Annotated in this window: 20 protein-coding genes; 16 read left to right on the forward strand and 4 right to left on the reverse strand. The window is 69.0% G+C overall.

Annotated features, from left to right (window positions below; genetic code table 11):
* Position 1: 1 nt before the first annotated feature.
* The 13 genes from QO011_RS32850 (at position 2) to QO011_RS32910 (ending at position 11,961) form a co-directional block, all read left to right on the forward strand.
* Positions 2 to 955 carry a carbohydrate ABC transporter permease gene (locus tag QO011_RS32850; RefSeq protein WP_307282038.1) on the forward strand — a complete coding sequence of 318 codons (954 nt, stop codon included), beginning with the start codon at positions 2 to 4 and terminating at the stop codon, positions 953 to 955.
* Between the two features lie 253 nt (positions 956 to 1,208).
* Positions 1,209 to 2,156 (forward strand): carbohydrate ABC transporter permease, encoded by a 948-nt coding sequence (locus tag QO011_RS32855; RefSeq protein WP_307282041.1) that lies wholly within the window; start codon positions 1,209 to 1,211, stop codon positions 2,154 to 2,156.
* A complete protein-coding gene (locus tag QO011_RS32860) occupies positions 2,153 to 2,323 on the forward strand; it encodes a hypothetical protein (RefSeq protein WP_307282046.1) in 171 nt (56 codons plus the stop codon). The genes QO011_RS32855 and QO011_RS32860 overlap by 4 nt, the downstream gene beginning before the upstream one ends.
* Before the next feature lie 4 nt (positions 2,324 to 2,327).
* A complete protein-coding gene (locus QO011_RS32865; RefSeq protein ID WP_307282048.1) occupies positions 2,328 to 3,425 on the forward strand; it encodes an ABC transporter ATP-binding protein in 1,098 nt (365 codons plus the stop codon).
* The gene (locus QO011_RS32870) at positions 3,418 to 4,431 is read left to right on the forward strand and encodes an ABC transporter ATP-binding protein (protein ID WP_307282050.1); all 1,014 of its coding nucleotides are present in this window, start codon (positions 3,418 to 3,420) and stop codon (positions 4,429 to 4,431) included. Before QO011_RS32865 ends, QO011_RS32870 begins: the two co-directional genes overlap by 8 nt.
* A gap of 2 nt (positions 4,432 to 4,433) precedes the next feature.
* On the forward strand, positions 4,434 to 5,036 hold the full coding sequence (gene dhaL, locus QO011_RS32875) for a dihydroxyacetone kinase subunit DhaL (protein WP_307282308.1): 603 nt from the start codon (positions 4,434 to 4,436) through the stop codon (positions 5,034 to 5,036).
* Positions 5,037 to 5,065: 29 nt separating this feature from the next.
* A complete protein-coding gene (gene dhaM, locus QO011_RS32880) occupies positions 5,066 to 5,449 on the forward strand; it encodes a dihydroxyacetone kinase phosphoryl donor subunit DhaM (protein WP_307282053.1) in 384 nt (127 codons plus the stop codon).
* A 10-nt stretch (positions 5,450 to 5,459) separates the two neighbouring features.
* Complete coding sequence (locus QO011_RS32885; RefSeq protein WP_307282056.1) at positions 5,460 to 5,747, forward strand: HPr family phosphocarrier protein; 288 nt, start codon at positions 5,460 to 5,462, stop codon at positions 5,745 to 5,747.
* A gap of 46 nt (positions 5,748 to 5,793) precedes the next feature.
* The gene (locus tag QO011_RS32890; protein WP_307282059.1) at positions 5,794 to 7,371 is read left to right on the forward strand and encodes a putative PEP-binding protein; all 1,578 of its coding nucleotides are present in this window, start codon (positions 5,794 to 5,796) and stop codon (positions 7,369 to 7,371) included.
* A 1-nt stretch (position 7,372) separates the two neighbouring features.
* Positions 7,373 to 7,801, forward strand: a complete 429-nt coding sequence (locus QO011_RS32895) for a hypothetical protein (RefSeq protein WP_307282062.1) — start codon at positions 7,373 to 7,375, stop codon at positions 7,799 to 7,801.
* A gap of 58 nt (positions 7,802 to 7,859) precedes the next feature.
* Positions 7,860 to 8,849, forward strand: coding sequence for a dihydroxyacetone kinase subunit DhaK (gene dhaK, locus QO011_RS32900; RefSeq protein WP_307282064.1), 990 nt, complete (start codon positions 7,860 to 7,862; stop codon positions 8,847 to 8,849).
* A gap of 222 nt (positions 8,850 to 9,071) precedes the next feature.
* On the forward strand, positions 9,072 to 10,400 hold the full coding sequence (locus tag QO011_RS32905) for a Tad domain-containing protein (protein WP_307282067.1): 1,329 nt from the start codon (positions 9,072 to 9,074) through the stop codon (positions 10,398 to 10,400).
* Between the two features lie 115 nt (positions 10,401 to 10,515).
* Complete coding sequence (locus QO011_RS32910; protein WP_307282070.1) at positions 10,516 to 11,961, forward strand: aldehyde dehydrogenase family protein; 1,446 nt, start codon at positions 10,516 to 10,518, stop codon at positions 11,959 to 11,961.
* A 27-nt stretch (positions 11,962 to 11,988) separates the two neighbouring features.
* On the opposite strand, the gene pdxR is transcribed toward QO011_RS32910, so the two are convergent.
* Complete coding sequence (gene pdxR, locus QO011_RS32915) at positions 11,989 to 13,428, reverse strand: MocR-like pyridoxine biosynthesis transcription factor PdxR (RefSeq protein WP_370882043.1); 1,440 nt, start codon at positions 13,426 to 13,428, stop codon at positions 11,989 to 11,991.
* Between pdxR and QO011_RS32920 the strand changes: the two genes are divergently transcribed.
* Entirely contained in the window at positions 13,427 to 14,215 is a 789-nt protein-coding gene (locus tag QO011_RS32920) for a pyridoxamine 5'-phosphate oxidase family protein (protein WP_370882044.1), read from the forward strand. The genes pdxR and QO011_RS32920 overlap by 2 nt on opposite strands.
* Before the next feature lie 14 nt (positions 14,216 to 14,229).
* Positions 14,230 to 14,862: a LysE family translocator gene (locus tag QO011_RS32925; protein ID WP_307282076.1), complete on the forward strand. Its 633-nt coding sequence runs from the start codon at positions 14,230 to 14,232 to the stop codon at positions 14,860 to 14,862.
* A gap of 14 nt (positions 14,863 to 14,876) precedes the next feature.
* Here the strand turns inward: QO011_RS32925 and QO011_RS32930 are convergent, their stop codons facing one another.
* From QO011_RS32930 to QO011_RS32940, 3 genes are all read right to left on the reverse strand, one after another.
* A complete protein-coding gene (locus QO011_RS32930; protein WP_307282078.1) occupies positions 14,877 to 15,056 on the reverse strand; it encodes a hypothetical protein in 180 nt (59 codons plus the stop codon).
* A gap of 209 nt (positions 15,057 to 15,265) precedes the next feature.
* Positions 15,266 to 16,351 carry an FAD-binding oxidoreductase gene (locus tag QO011_RS32935; protein WP_370882045.1) on the reverse strand — a complete coding sequence of 362 codons (1,086 nt, stop codon included), beginning with the start codon at positions 16,349 to 16,351 and terminating at the stop codon, positions 15,266 to 15,268.
* Positions 16,341 to 17,594 carry an aromatic ring-hydroxylating oxygenase subunit alpha gene (locus QO011_RS32940; protein WP_307282081.1) on the reverse strand — a complete coding sequence of 418 codons (1,254 nt, stop codon included), beginning with the start codon at positions 17,592 to 17,594 and terminating at the stop codon, positions 16,341 to 16,343. Before QO011_RS32940 ends, QO011_RS32935 begins: the two co-directional genes overlap by 11 nt.
* A 148-nt stretch (positions 17,595 to 17,742) precedes the next feature.
* Between QO011_RS32940 and QO011_RS32945 the strand changes: the two genes are divergently transcribed.
* Entirely contained in the window at positions 17,743 to 18,660 is a 918-nt protein-coding gene (locus tag QO011_RS32945; protein ID WP_307282085.1) for a LysR substrate-binding domain-containing protein, read from the forward strand.
* Positions 18,661 to 18,751 lie beyond the last annotated feature (91 nt).

An 18,751-nucleotide genomic window follows, 5' to 3' on the forward strand; every position in this document is an offset into this window, starting at 1 on the left:
GATGAACGATCTTGCCAAGGCCTCGGAACTCGCCGCTCGCGCGACGCCCCCCGGTGTGGCGCGGCGCGTCCGCGGCCTCTCCGACCGGGCCATCGCCTGGGTGTTCATCGCCCCGACCATCGCGCTCTTGCTGGCGATCAACATCTTCCCGTTGATCTGGACGGTGTACCTGTCTTTCACCAATTACCGCGCCAACCGGCCGAATGCGGAGGTCAAGTCGGTCGGGCTCGACTGGTACAGCAAGATCCTGACCGATCCGGACGTCTGGGCGGCGATGCAGGTGACGGCGCATTTCGTCATCGCGACCATCGTGATCCAGACGGTGCTCGGCTTCGGCCTCGCCTTCCTGATCGACAAGAAGTTCCGCGGCCACGGCGTGTGGACCACCATCATCCTGCTGCCGATGATGCTGTCGCCGGCCGTGGTCGGCAATTTCTGGACCTTCCTCTACCAGCCGCAGATCGGCCTGTTCAACTACGCCGTGTCCTTCCTCACCGGCGTGCCGCCGTCCTCCTTCCAGATGCTCGGCGACGTGACGCTCAGCCCCTGGGCGATCGTCATCGTCGACTGCTGGATGTGGACGCCCTACGTCATGCTGATCTGCCTGGCGGGCCTGCGCTCCATCCCCGACTATATCTACGAGGCGGCCGAGGTCGACCGCGCCTCGACATGGCGGCAGTTCTGGTCGATCACCCTGCCGATGGCGCTGCCCTTCATCATGCTGGCGGTGCTGTTCCGCGGCATCGAGAACTTCAAGATGTTCGACATGGTCAACCTCTTGACCGGCGGAGGACCGGGCTCGACCACCGAGGTCGCCTCGATCACGCTGAAGCGCGAGGCCTTCGAGAAATGGCGCACCGGCTATTCCTCCGCCTTCGCCATCATCCTGTTCGTGACCGTGTTCGGGCTCGCGAACATCTATGTGAAGGCGCTCAACCGGGTGAAGCAGAGATGAGGGAGGGGGCGATGCTGAACATCTCCGAGTGCGACGCCAGCCTTTTCGCCCTCACACGCGACGCGGGCCATTTCCCCTCCCCCGTGCGGGGAGGGGTAAGGGGTGGGGGTCGTGCAGAACGATCTGCACCGCTCGCCGGAAGGCGCCTCTTGTCGCATCTCCTGCCTCTTCCTGATGAACCCCCACCCCTTACCCCTCCCCGCACGGGGGAGGGGAGTGGCACACGTCGCGCCTCTTCGGCGGAGATCCTCGCATGACCACCGCCGCCCATTCCGTCGTCGAGCCCTCGCGCGCCACCAAGAGCATCGCCGGCGCGCTGGTGATCCTCTATGCCCTGATCACCATGATCCCGCTGGTGTGGATCGGCCTCACCTCGATCAAATCGCCGACCGATTCGATTTCCTATCCGCCCAAGGTGATGTTCACGCCGTCGCTGGAGGGCTACTGCAACCTCTTCACCACGCGCTCGCGGCAGACGCCGGACTATATCCAGAGCCTGGGGCCGGCCACGGGCCTCTGCGACGAGATCGCCCGCGACCGCAACATGGTGATCGTCGGGCCCTCGAACTACGTGCCGCGCTTCGTCAACTCGCTGATCATCGCCTTCGGCTCGACCTTCCTGGCCGTGCTGCTCGGCACGCTGGCCGCCTACGGCTTCTCGCGCTTCAAGGTGCCGCTGAAGGACGACCTGCTCTTCTTCATCCTCTCCACCCGGATGATGCCGCCGATCGCGGTGGCGATCCCGATCTTCCTGATGTTCCGCGAGCTCGGGCTGTCCGACACCCGGCTCGGCATGATCCTGCTCTACACCTCCGTCAACGTGTCGCTGGCCGTCTGGCTGCTGAAGGGCTTCATCGACGAGATCCCGCGCGAGTATGAGGAGGCGGCGATGATCGACGGCTATACCCGCTTCCAGGCCTTCATCAAGGTGGTGCTGCCTCAGGCGGCGACCGGCATCGCGGCGACCGCGATCTTCTGCCTGATCTTCGCCTGGAACGAATATGCCTTCGCCGTGCTGCTCACCTCGGGCGAGGCGCAGACCGCGCCGCCCTTCATCCCGATCATCATCGGCGAGGGCGGGCTCGACTGGCCAGCGGTGGCGGCGGGCACGACCCTGTTCCTCATCCCGATCGTGGTGTTCACCGTGCTCCTGCGCAAGCATCTGCTACGCGGGATCACCTTCGGAGCGGTGCGCAAATGACGAAGCTCCTGCGTCGCGGGCCGCTCGAGGCGGTGGCCACCGGCATCATCGCGCTCGGCATCATCATGCTGATGCAGCCGGTGTCGCTCACGCTCTATTCCTACTCCTTCGTCACCACGCTCGCCGGCACGGTGATGTTCATCATCGTGTCGAAATTCCCGGAGTGAGACGATGGCGCAGATCCGGGTCGAAAACCTCGAAAAATCCTTCGGCGCCTTCCAGGCGGTGAAGGCGTCGAGCTTCACCGTCGAGGACGGCGAGTTCTTCTGCCTGCTCGGCCCCTCGGGCTGCGGCAAGACCACGACGCTGAGGATGATCGCCGGGCTGGAGCTGCCGACCTCCGGCGCGATCTTCCTCGGCGGCGACGAGGTGGCGCAGAAACGCGCCTCCGAGCGCGACATCGCCTTCGTCTTCCAGCTGTTCGCGCTCTATCCCCACATGAACGTGCGCAAGAACATTGGCTTCTCCTTGCTGTGCGAGGGGGTGGCCGCGGCCGAGATCCGCACGCGGGTGGAGGAGGCGGCGCGGATCCTGCGGATCGGCCATCTCCTGGACAAGCCGGTGTCGGGGCTGTCCAGCGGCGACCGCCAGCGCGTCGCCCTCGGCCGGGCGATCGTGCGCAAGCCCAAATGCTTCCTGATGGACGAGCCGCTGGGCGCGCTCGACACCGAGCTGCGCGAGGCCATGATCCACGAGCTGCGCGGCCTGCACGACCGGCTCGGCGCCACCACGGTCTACGTCACCCACGACCAGCTCGAGGCCATGGCCATGGCCGACAAGATCGCCGTCATGAACGCCGGCGTGGTCGAGCAGGTGGCGAGCCCCAAGGTGATCTACGACCGGCCGGCCTCGCTCTTCGTCGCCGATTTCATCGGCTCGCCGCCGATGAACTTCCTGCCGTTCCGCGGCGCGCTGGCGCCGGGCGCGAGCGAGATCCGGCTGGGGCAGGGGCGGGTGGCCATGCCGGCGGCGCGCGAGGCGGTGGCCGAGAGCGACCTCGTGCTCGGGGTCCGGCCCGAGCATGTCCGTTTCTCCGAGGCCGGCGCGGTGCGTGGCGCGGTCTACGGCGCCGAATATCTCGGCACGACCCAGATCGTCACGGTGACCACCGACTACGGCATGCTGCGCGCCCGGGCGCCCTCGGCGGCCGCCTTCGCCACGGGCGAGGCCGTCGGCCTCGACTTCCGGCCGGAGAAGCTCTCCGTGTTCGACAAGGCCTCGGGGCGGGCGATCCGCACCGCCCTGCACGAGGGAGCGGGACATGGCTGAGATCCGCCTCAACGCCGTCGCCAAGGCGTTCCGCGAGACCCGCGCCGTCGAGGCGCTGACGCTCACCGTCGGCGACGGCGAGTTCGTGGTGCTGCTCGGGCCGACGGGCGCGGGCAAGACCACGACGCTGCGCCTCGTCGCCGGGCTCGAGGCGCCGGATGCCGGCAGCGTCTTCATCGGCGGCCGCGACGTCACGGCCGAGCCGCCGGCGGTGCGCGACGTCGCCTTCGTGTTCCAGCAATATTCGCTCTATCCGCATCTCAGCGTGTACGACAATCTCGCCTTTCCCCTGCGCTCGCCGACGCGGCGCACGCCGGAGGCCGAGATCCGCGCCAAGGTCGACAGCATCGCCCGGCTGCTGCACATCGAGGGCAAGCTCGCCAACCGGGCCACCGAGCTCTCGGGCGGCCAGATGCAGCGCGTCGCCATCGGCCGGGCGCTGGTGCGCTCGCCCGCCGTCTATCTCATGGACGAGCCTTTGTCCTCGCTCGACGCCAAGCTCAGGGCCGAGCTGCGGCTGGAGCTGAAGCATATCCAGCAGGATCTCGGCGCCACCATGCTCTATGTCACCCACGACCAGACCGAGGCGATGACCATGGCGAGCCGCATCGGCGTCATCGACCGCGGCCGCCTGGTGCAGGTCGGCTCGCCGCGCGAGATCTACGAGAACCCGGTCAACACCTATGTGGCGACGCGGCTCGGCCAGCCCGGCATCAACCTGGTGCCGGCCGGCGTGTTCCGCGACAGCGGCCTGCCGTCGGCGACGCAGACCGTCGGCGTGCGCACCGAGCATCTCGCCATCGCCAAGGGGGGCCCGGGCCTGGCCGCCACGGTGACGCGCATCGAGCATCTCGGCGACCAGAGCCACCTGCATCTCGACCTCACCGGCCGGACTATCGTCACCCTCGCCGATCCCGACTCCGCCTTCGCGGCCGGAGACCGGGTCGGCGTCAGCCTGAAGGGCGCGCTGCTCTTCGACGCGAATGGGGAGCGCGTGGCGGCATGACCATGGACCAGGCGGGCCGGGAGCAGCTGGTGCGGGCGCTGGCGGCGGCGGTGATCGACCATGCCGAGGAGCTGACGCGCCTCGACCAGGCGATCGGCGACGGCGACCATGGCCTCAACATGAAGCGCGGCTTCGAGGCGGTGCTGGCGGATCTGCCGGCGACCGCGGCAAAGCCGCTGCCGGACATGATGAAGGCGATCGGCATGACCATGGTGATGAAGGTGGGCGGCGCCTCCGGCCCGCTGGTCGGCACCTTCTTCCTGGAGCTGGGCAAGGCCCTGCCGGGCGAGCCGGCCCGTGCGGATCTGGTGGCGGCGACCGCCAAGGCCATTGCCGGCGTCCGGGCGCGCGGCAAGTCCGAGACGGGGCAGAAGACCATGCTCGACGTGCTGGTGCCGGTGCAGGCGGCCTTCGCCGCAGGCGGCGACGGCGCGGCGCTCAAGGCCGAGGCGGCCAGGGCGGCCGAGGCGACGGTGCCGATGCTGGCGACGCGCGGGCGGGCCTCCTTCCTCGGCGAGCGCTCGATCGGGCACATGGATCCCGGTGCCCGCTCGTCGCAGCTGATGATCGCCGCGGCGGCGGATGCCCTGGGCGGCGAGGTATAGGCTTGGTTGGTTCGGGAAGGCACGGTCTCATGAATGTCGGCATCGTCATCGTCTCCCATTCCGTGAAGGTCGCCGAGGGCGCCGCCGACATGGTGCGCCAGATGGTCGGCGAAGCGGTGCCGCTCGCCTGGACGGGTGGCGATCCGGCCGGGGGGCTCGGCACCGACGTCGCCAAGATCCTGGCGGCGATCGAGGCGGCCTGGTCGCCGGCCGGCGTTGCCGTGCTGGTCGACCTCGGCGGCGCCGAGACCAATTCGGAAATGGCGATCGAGATGCTCGACGAGGACAGGCGCGAGCACGTGGTGGTGTGCAACGCCCCGATCGTCGAGGGGGCCGTCATTGCCGCGACGGAGGCGTCCGGCGGCTCCTCGCTCGATGCGGTCAAGCGCACGGCGGAAGACCTCTATGCGTAGGGATGACACCATGAGCTCGCAGATTGCCCTGACCGGTTCCGCCGTCCTGGAAAACGCGGTCGGCCTGCATGCGCGGCCCTCGGTGAAGCTGACGCAGCTCGCCAAGCGCTACGCCGCGTCGATCGAGTTCGCGCTCGGGCCCGACGGCCCCTGGACGGATGCCAAGAGCCCGGTGAAGGTGATGCGGGTCAAGGCGTCGAAGGGGACGACGCTCTATTTCCGAGCCGCCGGCGAGGATGCGGAAGCGGCGCTCGACGCCGTGCTGACGCTGGTGCGCGACAAGTTCGGGGAAGAGTGATGGCGGCCCGGCCAAACGGCATACGGCACCGCCCCGGAGGGCGACCATGACGGAGCTGCGCCTCTCCGGCCGTGCCGCCGCGCCCGGCCTTGCGATCGGGCCGGTGGTCGCGATGGCGGCGGCAACGGCGGCGCGGGCCGCAACGGGCGACCCGGCCCGCGAGGCGGGCGACCTCCGCGCGGCTCTCGCCGCCGCCGCCGCTGAGATCACGGCCCTGGCGGAGCGCAGCGACGGCGAGGCCGCCGACATCCTCGCCTTCCAGGTGGCGATGCTGGAGGACGCGGCGCTGGCCGAGGGCGCCTTCCATGCGATCGAGGCGGGCATCCCGGCCGACCATGCCTGGCGCCAGGCGCTGGCGGCCGAGATCGAGGGCTACGAGGCGGCCGAGGACGAGTATTTCCGCGCCCGTGCCGCCGATCTCGTCGATATCCGCGACCGGGTGTTGGCGCATCTCACCGGCACGGCGGGGCTGGACGTCGTCCCGCGCGGCGCGATCCTCGCCGCCGAGGACCTGACGCCCTCGCGCTTCCTCGCCACCGACTGGAGCGCGGGCGGAGCGGTGGTGCTGGCTGGCGGCTCGCCCTCCTCGCATGTGGCGATGCTGGCGCGAGCCCGCGGCGTGCCGATGGTGGTGGCGCTGGGGGAGACGCCGGCGGGCCGGGTGGCGCTGGTCGACGGCGACCGCGGCGTGGTGGTTGTCGAGCCCGGGCCGCAGACGCGGCAGGCTTTCGAGGGGCGGATGGAGGAGGCCGCGGCCGCGGGCGCGGCGGCGCTCGCCTTTCGCGATCGCCCGGCGGCGATGGCCGACGGCACGCCCGTGTCGGTGCTGATCAACATTGCCGAGCCGGCGGAGCTCGACGGGCTCGACCCGGCGATCTGCGACGGCATCGGCCTGGTGCGCACCGAGTTCCTGTTCCATGCCGGCCGCGGCTTGCCGGACGAGGAGGCGCAGCTTGCGGTCTATGCCCGCATCGCCGCCTGGGCCCGGGGCCGGCCCGTCACCATCCGCACGCTCGATGCCGGCGGCGACAAGCCGATCGCCGGACTGACGGTCCAGGAGGCCAATCCGTTCCTCGGCCTGCGCGGCATCCGGCTGTCCCTGACGCGGCCGGAGGTGTTCCGGGTGCAGCTGCGGGCGCTGGCCCGTGCCGCCGTGCACGGCAACGTCAAGGTGATGCTGCCGATGGTGGCGGTGCCCGCGGAGCTGGAGCGGGCCGGCGCGCTGCTCGACGAGGCGGTGGCGGACCTCAAGGCGGCCGGCCTGCCGCATGCCCGTCCGCCGCTCGGCATCATGGTGGAGGTGCCGGCGGCGGCGATCTCGGCGACACGCTTTCCCGCCGCCTTCTATTCGATCGGCTCCAACGACCTGACGCAGTATACCATGGCGGCGGCGCGCGACCTCGGCGCGGTGGCCGAGCTCAACGATGCCGGCGATCCCGCCGTGCTGGCGCTGATCGCCAGCACCGTGGCGGCCGGGGCGGCGCGCGGCGTCGAGGTCTCGCTTTGCGGCGACGCCGGTGCCGACCTATCCTTGCTGCCGAAGCTGCTGGCCACGGGCCTCAGGGCGGTGTCCGTGGCGCCGGTGGCGGTGGCGCGCGTCAAGGCGGCGATCGCGAGGTGCTGAGATGGCGGATTCGGCGGGGGAGAAGGAGGGCCGGACGCTCTCCGGCGTCGCCGCCTACAAGGGCGTGCTGCGCCAGGTGCTCGACAACCGGCCCTCCGGCACGCGGCTGAAGCTGGCCGCGGCGCTGGGCAAGAACCGCTCCTTCGTCTCGCAGATCACCAATCCGGCCTATCCCGTGCCGATCCCGGCGCAGCATGTCGAGATCATCTTCGAGGTCTGCCACCTCTCGCCGGCGGAGAAGGCGGCCTTCCTGGAGGCCTATCACCAGGCGCATCCGCGCCGCCTCGCCGGCAAGGACCATGCGCCGCACACCCGCACCATCACCGTCACGGTGCCGGACCTCGGCGATGCCCGCAAGAACCGGGCGCTGGAGCAGACCATCGCCGATCTCGCCGCCCGGCTGGCGCGGTACGCGGAGGACGTCGGCTAAGGCGGCGTGAAGGCCGCAGACGTGCCGCCACGACAGAACGATCCGAGGGGGAAACGCCATGAAGAAGCTGATCAACGCCGTCGACGCCGTGCTGGCGGAGAGCCTGGACGGCTTCGCCGCCGCCCATGCCGACATCCTGACCATGGGTGAGGAGCGCAAGTTCGTGCGCCGCAGGACCCTCAAGCCCGGCAAGGTCGGGCTGATCTCCGGCGGCGGCTCCGGGCACGAGCCGCTGCATGCCGGCTTCGTCGGCCTCGGCATGCTGGACGCGGCCTGCCCCGGCCAAGTCTTCACCTCGCCGACGCCCGACCAGATGCTCGCGGCGGCCGAGGCGGTGGACACCGGGGCCGGCGTGCTGTTCATCGTCAAGAACTACGAAGGCGACGTGATGAACTTCGCCATGGCGGCCGAGATGGCCGGCCGCGAGGTCGCCACCGTGATCACCGACGACGACGTGGCGGTGGAGAACTCGACCTACACCACCGGCCGGCGCGGCGTCGCCGGCACGCTGATCGTCGAGCGCATCGTCGGCGCGGCGGCCGAGCAGGGGCGCGACCTCGCCGCGCTCCAGGCGCTGGGCGAGGCGGTGAACGGGCGCACCCGCTCGATGGGCGTGGCGCTGAGCTCCTGCACCGTGCCGGCTGCCGGCACGCCGACCTTCACGCTCGGCGAGGACGAGATGGAGATGGGCGTCGGCATCCATGGCGAGCCCGGCCGGCGCCGGGTCAGGCTCGCGAGCGCCGACGCCATCGCCGAGGAGATGCTGGGCTCGGTCCTGAAGGATCTCGCGCCCAGGCGCGGCGCCGAGGCGCTGCTGCTGGTCAACGGCTTCGGCGGCACGCCGCTGATGGAGCTCTACCTCATGGTCGACAGTGCCCGGCGCGTGCTGGAGGGGGCCGGCGTCAAGGCCGTGCGCTTCCTCACCGGCTCCTACGTCACCTCGCTGGAGATGGCGGGCTGCTCGCTCACCCTGTCGCTGCTCGATGCGGAGACGACGGCGCTCTGGGACGCGCCGCTGCACACGCCGGCCCTGCGCTGGGGAGCATAACCGCTTCGCCGTCGAGGGTGAGTTCGAGCTTCGTTCGGCAATGTCATGGTTAATAGATCGTTAATCGGTGTCGAGAATTTCTTGGTAAACAGGAATGTCATGGTAACGATATAAAACGAATTGGATTTGGATAGATTTGTTCTCTATTGCCCTTTGGTCATTTCATCTGCATTTTGGCTAAACTTTTAGGCGAAATGCAGATTGAGATGGCCGGGGGGCTCCATGATTGTCTCATCGATCTTCGATCGGCTCGGCAGCCGCATCCGGCAGTTCCCGGCGGCTCGCGAGGGCAATGCCATGATGCTGTTCGGCTTCATGCTGCTGCCGCTGATTGCGGCAGCCGGCAGCGCGGTCGACTATGGCCGGGCATCCTCGGCCCGCACCGAGATGCAGGCGGCGCTCGATCTCGCGGCGCTGGCCGTGTCCAGGGACGCCAAGAACCTGTCGGCGGCGCAGATCAACTCCAAGGCCAAGGCCTATTTCGACTCGATGTTCCAGTACAAGGGCGTGAGCGGCGTCACCGTGACGACGACGTACACGACCAGCGGCGTGTCGCAGCTGACGATGAACGCCAGGGGTTTCGTGAAGACCGACTTCATGGGCCTGTTCGGGCACGACCGGATCGAGATCGGCACGGATACCACCACGAAGTGGGGCACCAAGCGCCTGCGCGTGGCCATGGTGCTCGACAACACGGGATCGATGAACGACGACGGCAAGCTGCCGGCGCTCAAGTCGGCCGCGCTGGGCATGTTGAGCAAGCTCAAGAGCTTGGCCAAGACCGACGGCGACGTCTATGTCTCCCTCGTTCCCTTCGCCAAGACCGTGAACTCCGGAATTACCCGCAGCGACAGCCCGTTTCTGAGATGGGACGTCTGGGACGCCGGCTCGGTCTGCACCGACGGTGTTTCGGCCGATGAGAGGAGTTGTCGCCGAGCCGGCAAGTCGTGGGAGAGGGGATCGCTCCATCGCGACCTGTGGAAGGGCTGCGTCACCGACCGCGACCAGGATTATGACGTGGGAGCCGCCGCCGCGACCCAGGCCAACACCTCGACCCAGTTCCCCCGCGCCTATCTCTGCCCGACCGCGGTGCAGGGCCTGACGTCCGCGTTGGACAGCACCGCGTGGAACGCCCTGACGTCGCAGGTGACGAACATGGTGGCGGGCGGCAACACCAATCAGACGATCGGGCTGCAATGGGGCTACCAGTCGCTCGCCGGCGCCTCGCCCCTGTCGGCGCCGGCGAAGGATGCGAATTACGAGTATGCGAGCTACATCATCCTGCTGACGGACGGGCTCAACACCGAGAACCGCTGGTCGACCAGCCGGTCGACCATCGACCAGCGCACCGAGAAGCTGTGCACCAACGTCAAGTCGGCGGGCGTCACCCTGTTCACGGTCCAGGTCAACACCGGCGGCGATCCGACCTCGGCGATGCTGCAGCGCTGTGCCAGCAATGGCGGCTTCTTCCTGGTGACCTCGGCCGGCGGCATCGACAGCGCCTTCGACCAGATCTTCGGCGTGATGAGCGACCTGCGCCTTTCGAGCTGAGGGAGACGCCGGCGCGTCTTGATGCCGCCGATGGGGCAGGCATGCTGCATCGGCGGTTGACGCCGCGCGCTGCGTCCGCCAAATCCTCCGACAATCAGGCTCGAGGAGGACGGTCATGACGATCCACGCCAAGAATTTCATCGCCGGGGAATGGGTGGAGGCGGCCGACCTCGCCCCCGACGTCAATCCCTCCAACACCGGCGAGGTGGTCGGCCACTTCCCGCGGGCCGCCAAGGCCGATGCGGAGCGGGCCATCGCCGCCGCCAAGGCCGCCTTTCCCGCCTGGAGCCGCTCGACGCCGCAGGAGCGTCACGATATCCTCAAGCGCATCTCGGACGAGATCCTGGCCCGCAAGGACGAGCTCGGCGCAATCCTGTCGCGGGAGGAGGGCAAGACCTTGCCCGAGGGCATCGGCGAGGTGGTGCGCGCCGGCCAGATCTTCGGCTTCTTCTCCGGCGAATGCCTCCGGCAGGCCGGCGACATCCTCGCCTCGGTGCGCCCCGGCGTCGGCGTCGAGGTGACGCGCGAGCCGGTCGGGGTCATCGGCCTGATCACGCCCTGGAACTTCCCGATCGCCATCCCCGCCTGGAAGATCGCCCCGGCGCTCGCCTACGGCAATTGCGTCGTGCTGAAGCCGGCCGACCTGGTGCCGGCCACCGCCCATGCCCTGTCGGAGATCATCGCCAAGGCCGGGCTGCCGGCGGGCGTGTTCAACCTCGTCATGGGCCGCGGCTCGGTGGTGGGCGAGGCGCTGCTCGCCTCCAGGGACGTCTCGGCCATCTCCTTCACCGGCTCGGTCGGCACCGGCCGCAAGATCGCGGCGACCTGCGTCGCCTCCGATCCGATGAAGAAGGTGCAGCTGGAGATGGGCGGCAAGAACCCGCTGGTCGTGCTCGACGATGCCGACCTCAAGATCGCGGTCGAAGTGGCGGCGAACGGCGCCTTCTTCTCAACCGGCCAGCGTTGCACCGCCTCCTCGCGCCTGATCGTGACCGACGGCATCCACGATGCCTTCGTCGCCGCGCTGGTGGAGCGGATGAAGGGCATCGTCGTCGACGATGCGCTCAAGGCCGGCACCCATATCGGTCCGGTGGTCGACCAGAGCCAGCTCGACCAGGACCTCAACTACATCAAGATCGGCAAGGACGAGGGCGCGACGCTGGCCCATGGCGGCGAGCCGGTCAGCCGCGACAATCCCGGCTTCTATCTGACGCCCGCCCTGTTCACCGGCGTCGCCAACACCATGCGCATCGCCCGCGAGGAGATTTTCGGGCCCGTCGCCGCGGTGGTCCGGGTGAAGTCCTACGAGGAGGCGCTGGCCGCGGCCAACGATACCGAGTTCGGCCTCTCCGCCGGCATCTGCACCACCAGCCTGAAATACGCCACCCATTTCAAGCGCAATGTCGAGGCGGGCATGGTGATGGTCAACCTGCCGACCGCGGGCGTCGACTATCACGTGCCCTTCGGCGGCCGGAAGGGCTCCAGCTACGGCCCGCGCGAGCAGGGCCGCTATGCCGCCGAGTTCTACACCACGGTGAAGACGAGCTACACCCTGGCCTGAGAACAGGCGAGGGCTCCGTCGGGGGCCTCACCGCAGCAGCGCGCCGAGCTTCGCAGCGGCGGCGCGCAGCGCCTCGCTCGAGAACCCCGAGAAGCCGAGCACCAGGCCCTGTCTGGCCGGGGCGTCGACGAACATCGGAGACAGGGCCCGGGCGCCGACGCCGGCGGCCTTGGCGGCGGCGGCGAGGGGCCTGTCGGGGAGCCTCGGCGGCAGTGCGGCGACGAGGTGCAGGCCCTGTTCCGGCGCGGTCGCAGCCAGCCCGGCGCCGGCATGCTCGCGCAGGCCCGCGATCAGTGCATCGCGCCCTGCCTCCGCTCGCCGCCGGGCACGGCGCAGATGGGCGGCGAAATGGCCCTCGTCCAAGAGGTCGGCCAGCGCCGCTTCGACCAGGGTCGGCGGCTGCCTGTCGGTCAGGGCGCGAAGCGCCAGCACCGCCTCGAGCAATGGCTCCGGCAGCACGGCATAGCCGACACGCAGGCCCGGAAACAGCACCTTGGAGAACGTGCCGAGATAGGCGACGCGGCCGGCATCGTCGGCCCCCTGCAAAGCGGTGAGGGGCGGGCCGGCATAACGGAACTCGCTGTCGTAATCGTCCTCGATGATCCAGGCGCCGGCCCGCCGGGCCCAGTCGATCAGCGCAAGGCGCCGGCGCATGGTCATGGTCACCCCCAGGGGGAACTGGTGCGAGGGCGTGACATAGACGGCCCGCGCCCCGGGGCAGAGCGCCTCGCCGAGCCCGGGATCGAGGCCCTCGGCGTCGACGGGCACGCCGACGAGGCGGCCGCCGGCATTGGCCAGCGCCGCCCGCGCCATGGGATAGCAGGGGTCCTCGATCCACACCGCATCGTCCGGCCCCAGAGCGGCGCGGGCCACGAGGTCCAGGCCCTGCTGCGTGCCCGAGGTGATGACGATGCGGCTGGGATCGCAGCGCACGCCCCGGGCCGAACGCAGATAGGCGGCGATAGCCCGGCGCAGGGCGAGGCCGCCGCGCGGATCGCCATAGCCGAAATGCTCCGGACCCGGACGGGCGAGGTGGCGCGACAGCAGGCCGCGGAAGATGCGCAGCGTGCGCGCATCGCCCATGGCGACCCCCAGGGTGCAGGGCAGGGGTGCGGTCGGACCGTGCTCCGGCGGATCTGCCGCGACCGCGGCCGGCAGGCGCGGCACGGCGCGCGCCACGAAGGTGCCCGCGCCGATGCGGGCCTCGGCAAAACCTTCGGCGACGAGCAGCTCGAAGGCGGCGACCGCGGCCGCCCGCGACAGGCCGAAGCGGCGGGCGAGATCGCGCGTGGTCGGCAGCTTGGCGCCTGATGGCGCCAGGCCCGCCTCGATCAGCCGCCGGATGGCGGCATAGAGCTCGCGGGTGCGCGGGCCGTCGCCCGGCAGGATCGGCATCAGCGCCGACCAGTCCGGTGAATTGGTTTGCTCCAATGGCTTGTGATTGGTTCTTTTTCGGTCCAATGCCATGCGCCACACTGCGCCGATCAAGCCTGAGGATCAAGCCGTGACCGCCGACCCGATCGCCCCGTCCGATACGTTCCCCGTCACCGTGCGCAACCGCGTGCGCCGGCTGCACGAGCGCGGGCACTACGACCGGGAGGCGGTCTATGCGGTGCTCGATGCCGGCATGCTCTGCCACGTCGCCTATGTCTTCGACGGCCAGCCCTATTGCACGCCGACCATGCACTGGCGCGAGGACGACAGGCTCTACTGGCACGGCTCCTCGGCGAGCCGGATGCTGCGCCAGCTCAAGCCCGGCGTGCCGGCCTGCCTGACGGTCGCCCATCTCGACGGGCTGGTGCTGGCCCGCTCCGGCTTCAACCACTCCGCCAACTACCGCTCGGCCATGTGCTTCGGCACGGCTGGGATCGTCGACGACCCCGAGGAGAAGGCGCGGGCGCTGCACGGCGTGGTGAATCGCTTCTTTCCCGGCCGGGCGGCCGAGCTGCGCGCGACCACGGGCCAGGAGAGCAAGGCCACGACCGTCATCGGCATGCGCATCGAGGAGGCCTCGGCCAAGGTGCGGGCCAAGGGCGTCGGCGACGACGAGGAGGACTACGGCCACCCGGTCTGGGCCGGCGTGATCCCGGTGCGCACCGTCATCGGCGCCGACGAGCCGTGTCCGCGCCTGAAGCCCGGCATCGATCGGTCCGAAGGCCTCGCCGCCTATCGCGAGGGCCGGCGGCTGGACGAGGCGCTCCTGGAGACGCAGGATCTCTATGCCGCCGCCGAAGCTCTCGCCGGCGGCCGCTGACCAGGAGCCGCGCGATGCCGTCGATCCAGGTGCTGGCCGCCTTCCTCGCCACCACGGCGATCTTCGCCTATATCCCCGGGCCGGCCATGCTCTATGCCGCGGCCCAGACGCTGGCGCGGGGCCGCTGGTCCGGGCTGATGGCGGCGTTCGGCATCCATCTCGGCGGCTACGTCCATGTCGCCGCGGCGGCCGCGGGCCTGTCGTTCCTGTTCCACGCGGTGCCGGTGCTCTACCTCGCCGTCAAGGTCGCGGGCGCCGGCTATCTCGTCTGGCTCGGCATTTCGCTGCTGCGCGCCGGTGGGCCGGCACAGCACGCCTTGCCGCATGCCGAGGCGAAGTCGGGCCGGCGCGCCTTCCTGGAGAGCGTGACGGTCGAAGTGCTCAATCCCAAGACGGCGATCTTCTTCCTCGCCTTCCTGCCGCAGTTCGTCGATGCCCAGGCCGCCTTCCCGGTGTGGCTGCAGTTCGCGCTGCTCGGCACGGTCGTCAACCTGATGTTCTCCTCCGCCGACCTCGTCTGCGTCATGCTGGCCGGCGCGGTGGTGGCGCGGCTCAAGCGCTCCGGCCGGGCCCAGCGCCTGATGCGGCGGGCCGGCGGCACGGTGCTGGTCGGGCTCGGCGTGCACCTCGCCCTGCAGAGGAGCTGAGGCGCACGGCCGCCTCACATCCGCATGGGCGGGGCCCGCTCGTCCGGATTGGGATTCGGGATTTCGTCCGGCAGGCGCCCGGGGTCCGGCTCCTCGATCGGCGGCGGCCCCGGATTGTGGTCGGGATCGGGCGAGGGCGGCGGCACGTCCGGCGGCGATTTCTTGGGCTCGGGGGTCGGATCGGGCGTCGTCATCGGCGGCCTCCCTGCTTGGGCGCATACCGGACGAACGGTGCAGGCCAAGGCAGGGTTCCGCCGCGGGCCGCTCGCGTCTGCCAATGAACTTGCGCGTCATGGCCCTTCCGATGCCGCCTTCGGCCCGGTGATGGCCGCGGTCTTCATTGTACTATCCGCCTCGTCCGTGCCTTTCCCCGGTGTCGAGCCGAGACAAGGTCCACGCCGGTCTAGCGTTCGATGACGAGGTCGCTCAGGGGTTTCGAGCAGCAGGGCAGGAAGAAGCCGGCATCGACCTCGCGCTGGCGGATGCCGCCATTGTGCTTCATGTCGACCTTGCCGCTGACGAGCTTGCACTTGCAGGTGCCGCACAATCCGTTCGCGCAGGAGGACGGCAGGCGGATGCCGGCCTTCTTCGCCGATGACAGCACGGTCTGCTCCTCGGAAACCTCGATCGTGCGGGACTGCCTGGCGAAGGCGACCTTGAAGACCTTCGCTTGGGCTGCGGCCGGCCCCTGCGTTCCCGGCTCCTCGACCGCCGGGCCGTCGAAGCTCTCCTCGAAATAGGTGTGGGCCGGCGCGCCCAGCTCGGCACTGAGGGCGCGGGCGGCCTTCATGAAGGGCGCCGGGCCGCAGCACATGATGACGCGCTCGGCGAGGTCCGGCACGGCCAGGGACAGGAATTCCCGGGAGATGCGCCCGGCAAGGCCATGCCAGGCGCGCTCGCCGGTGATCTGCTCGGGCAGGAAGTGCAGGCGGAAGCCCTTCATCCGGTTGGCGAGGACCGCGAGCTCGTCGCGGAAGACGAGATCGCGCGGCGTCCTGGCTGCGTGCAGAAAGATCACATCCGCCGTCTGCCCCGTATCCGCGATATCCCGCACGATGGACATCAGCGGCGTGATGCCCGATCCGCCCGACAGGAGCAGGAGCTTGGCGGCGGAGCCCGCCGGCCGCACGAACCGGCCGAGCGGCCCCATCGCCTTCACCGTGGCGCCGGGCGCGAGATGGTCGTGCAGCCAGTTCGAAACCCTGCCGCCGGCGGTGCGCTTCACCGTGATGGTGATGGCGTTCCGGCGCTTGGGCGAGGAGGACATGCTGTAGCAGCGGCTTTCGGCAAAGCCGTCGATCTCGAGCTCGAGCGAGAGGTGCTGCCCGGCGACGAAGTCGAAGGCCTTTGCCTCGGGCGACACGAAGGTGAAGCTCTTCACGTCGCGGGTTTCATCGTGGACATCGACGCACAGGAGCTGCTCGAAGGCCTCGGAATGCGCGGCGGCGGCCATGGGAGCGCCGGCCTGCAGAAGGGCTTCAATAGCCATTGGCGCGCATCCGATCGATGTACCAGGTCGCGAAATTGTCGAGCTGGCCTTCCGTGAACGGCGAATAGGGCCCCGGCTCATAGGCCGGGTCGAGAATGCCGGCATGCGAGCGGGCCACCAGCTGCGCGTCCTGGCCGTTGGTGGCGATCCACACGCTGGTGAGCTTGTCGAGATCGTAGTCCCGGCCCTCGACGGCATCTTTGTGGACGAGCCATTTGGTGCGCACCAAGGTCCGGTCCGGCCCGAGCGGGATGATCAGCGTGGTGACGGCGTGGTCGCCCATGAAATGGTGCCAGCAATTGTGGCCCCACAGATGGGTGTCGCCGAGATCCTTGCGCGTCATCGTGCCCATCAGCTTGGCCGAGGCGGCGGTGGCGTCCGGCGTCTGCGACTCGCCGGCCCCGGCGATGACCAGGCGCTGGGTCCGGAAATTGGTGGCGCAGTCGACGAGCTGCTCGACGGCGGCCGACGGATGGCCTTGGGCCTCCCACTGCCGGGTGCGCTCGTCATAGAGGGCCTGGTGCTTTTCGGCCTCCTCCCGATCCTCGGGGTTGAGGGTTTCGGGGTCGAAGCCGAAATCGAGATCGATGAAGGAGACGCACAGCTCGGGATGATTGGACGAGCAGTGGTAGCATTCCCGGTTGTTCTCGATGGTCAGCTTCCAGTTGCCGGTCTCGATGATCTCGGTCTGGAAGGCGACCTTGCTGTTGGCGAGATCGTAGGGCGCCAGGCGCTCCTTCATCGTCCGCTCCAGCGCATCGATATCCTCCGGCGGGGCTTCCGAGAGGCAGACATAGATGAGGCCGCCGATCGACTTGAAGTGGACCGGCTTGAGGCTGCGGCAGGTCTTGTCGAACGAGGTGCCCATATGGGGCGCATAGGCAAGCTCGCCGGAGAGCTCATAGGTCCACTGATGATAGGGGCAGACCAGCTTCGAGATGATCGAGGAGCCGCTGTCCAGCAGGCGGGTGCCGCGATGGCGGCAGACATTGTGGAACACGCGGATCCGACCGTCGTCGTCGCGCAGCAGGATGATGCTGGCGCTGCCGAGATCGATCACGTGAGCATCGCCGGGCTCCGGCACGTCGCATTCGAGGCCGACATAGATCCAGTGCTTGTGAAAGAACACGTCCAGGTCCGCCTCGAAGACATCCTGGCGGGTGTAGAGCCCGGCGGGGAGGGAATGGCCCTGGCTGCGCCGGTCCAGGAGGGGCGAGATCGCAGACGAGAAGGTCTTAAGCATGAGTTTGTCTCATCGAAGGCATGCGCATTCTGCGCCTCGTAAATCGACCTCTCAACGGCACAAATGTTTACGCTTGGTATAATCGGATGTAATGCGATCCGCGGACGGGCCGTCGCCCCGCGGTGGATACGAGAGGAAGGCTGGCACCTTGGCCAATCTGCGCAGGAAGCTTCCGCCCCTGACGGCGCTGACCGCCTTCGAGGCCGTGGCGCGCCTGGCGAGCTTCACCAGGGCGGCGGAGGAGCTCGGCGTCACCCAGGCCGCCGTCAGCCGGCAGATCCATCTGCTCGAGCAGACTTTTGGCTATCCCCTGTTCCGGCGCCTGCACCGGCGGATCGAGCCGACCGAGAACGGCAGGCTGCTCGCCTCGACCACCACGACGGCCTTCAATCTCATCGCCGAGACGATCGCCGATCTTTCGAAGGAGGAGGCCGAGGACGAGCTGGCGATCTCGGCGACCATGGCCTTCTCACAGTTCTGGCTGCTGCCCCGGATCTCGTCCTTCTCGAAGGCCCATCCGAACCTCAAGCTTCGCATCGTCACGCAGGACAATGTCATCAATGTCGACAGCGGCGAGGTCGATCTCGCCATCCGCTTCGGCAGCGGCTTCTGGCCGAACGGACATGTGGAGCTTCTGTTCAACGACGAGATCTTCCCGATCTGCAGCCCCGAATATGCCGAGGAGATCGGGGAGCTCCATGATCCCGCGGAGCTGACGCGATATCCGCTGATCAGCAACGACACCACCGATCCGACATGGACGGGCTGGACTGAATGGCTCGCGGCCTTCTCCGTCGCCGCCCCCGCCAGGCCGTCGGGCATGCGCTGCAGCTTCTACACCGAGGCGATCTACGCCGCCCTCAACGGTCACGGCATCGCGCTCGGCTGGCGACGGCTGGTCGAAGATCTTCTCGCCCAGCGTCGGCTGGTAAGGATGACCGACAAGGCGATCGTCACGCGCAATGCCTATTTCCTGATTCTGCCCAGGCGCCGGGCGAGAAAGACCAGCGTGGACCTGCTGATAGAGTGGCTCAAGGACGAGGCCAGCACCCTGCAGATCCCATGAGACCTGCCGAGATGTGGCCTCGGCCGGGTCACGCGTCACGCCGTCGGGTCGACTTTCCGGCTGATCCGCACGCCTCCCTCAGCGACGAGCT

The sequence above is a fragment of the Labrys wisconsinensis genome (assembly GCF_030814995.1).
Classification (GTDB): domain Bacteria; phylum Pseudomonadota; class Alphaproteobacteria; order Rhizobiales; family Labraceae; genus Labrys; species Labrys wisconsinensis.

What these genes read in the sequence shown, in the direction of transcription:
- QO011_RS32850 (WP_307282038.1), top strand. Translation starts at nt 2, where the DNA reads ATGAACGATCTTGCCAAGGCCTCGGAACTCGCCGCTCGCGCGACGCCC.
- QO011_RS32855 (WP_307282041.1), top strand. Translation starts at nt 1,209, where the DNA reads ATGACCACCGCCGCCCATTCCGTCGTCGAGCCCTCGCGCGCCACCAAG.
- QO011_RS32860 (WP_307282046.1), top strand. Translation starts at nt 2,153, where the DNA reads ATGACGAAGCTCCTGCGTCGCGGGCCGCTCGAGGCGGTGGCCACCGGC.
- QO011_RS32865 (WP_307282048.1), top strand. Translation starts at nt 2,328, where the DNA reads ATGGCGCAGATCCGGGTCGAAAACCTCGAAAAATCCTTCGGCGCCTTC.
- QO011_RS32870 (WP_307282050.1), top strand. Translation starts at nt 3,418, where the DNA reads ATGGCTGAGATCCGCCTCAACGCCGTCGCCAAGGCGTTCCGCGAGACC.
- dhaL (WP_307282308.1), top strand. Translation starts at nt 4,434, where the DNA reads ATGGACCAGGCGGGCCGGGAGCAGCTGGTGCGGGCGCTGGCGGCGGCG.
- dhaM (WP_307282053.1), top strand. Translation starts at nt 5,066, where the DNA reads ATGAATGTCGGCATCGTCATCGTCTCCCATTCCGTGAAGGTCGCCGAG.
- QO011_RS32885 (WP_307282056.1), top strand. Translation starts at nt 5,460, where the DNA reads ATGAGCTCGCAGATTGCCCTGACCGGTTCCGCCGTCCTGGAAAACGCG.
- QO011_RS32890 (WP_307282059.1), top strand. Translation starts at nt 5,794, where the DNA reads ATGACGGAGCTGCGCCTCTCCGGCCGTGCCGCCGCGCCCGGCCTTGCG.
- QO011_RS32895 (WP_307282062.1), top strand. Translation starts at nt 7,373, where the DNA reads ATGGCGGATTCGGCGGGGGAGAAGGAGGGCCGGACGCTCTCCGGCGTC.
- dhaK (WP_307282064.1), top strand. Translation starts at nt 7,860, where the DNA reads ATGAAGAAGCTGATCAACGCCGTCGACGCCGTGCTGGCGGAGAGCCTG.
- QO011_RS32905 (WP_307282067.1), top strand. Translation starts at nt 9,072, where the DNA reads ATGATTGTCTCATCGATCTTCGATCGGCTCGGCAGCCGCATCCGGCAG.
- QO011_RS32910 (WP_307282070.1), top strand. Translation starts at nt 10,516, where the DNA reads ATGACGATCCACGCCAAGAATTTCATCGCCGGGGAATGGGTGGAGGCG.
- QO011_RS32920 (WP_370882044.1), top strand. Translation starts at nt 13,427, where the DNA reads ATGCGCCACACTGCGCCGATCAAGCCTGAGGATCAAGCCGTGACCGCC.
- pdxR (WP_370882043.1), bottom strand. Translation starts at nt 13,428, where the DNA reads ATGGCATTGGACCGAAAAAGAACCAATCACAAGCCATTGGAGCAAACC.
- QO011_RS32925 (WP_307282076.1), top strand. Translation starts at nt 14,230, where the DNA reads ATGCCGTCGATCCAGGTGCTGGCCGCCTTCCTCGCCACCACGGCGATC.
- QO011_RS32930 (WP_307282078.1), bottom strand. Translation starts at nt 15,056, where the DNA reads ATGACGACGCCCGATCCGACCCCCGAGCCCAAGAAATCGCCGCCGGAC.
- QO011_RS32935 (WP_370882045.1), bottom strand. Translation starts at nt 16,351, where the DNA reads ATGGCTATTGAAGCCCTTCTGCAGGCCGGCGCTCCCATGGCCGCCGCC.
- QO011_RS32940 (WP_307282081.1), bottom strand. Translation starts at nt 17,594, where the DNA reads ATGCTTAAGACCTTCTCGTCTGCGATCTCGCCCCTCCTGGACCGGCGC.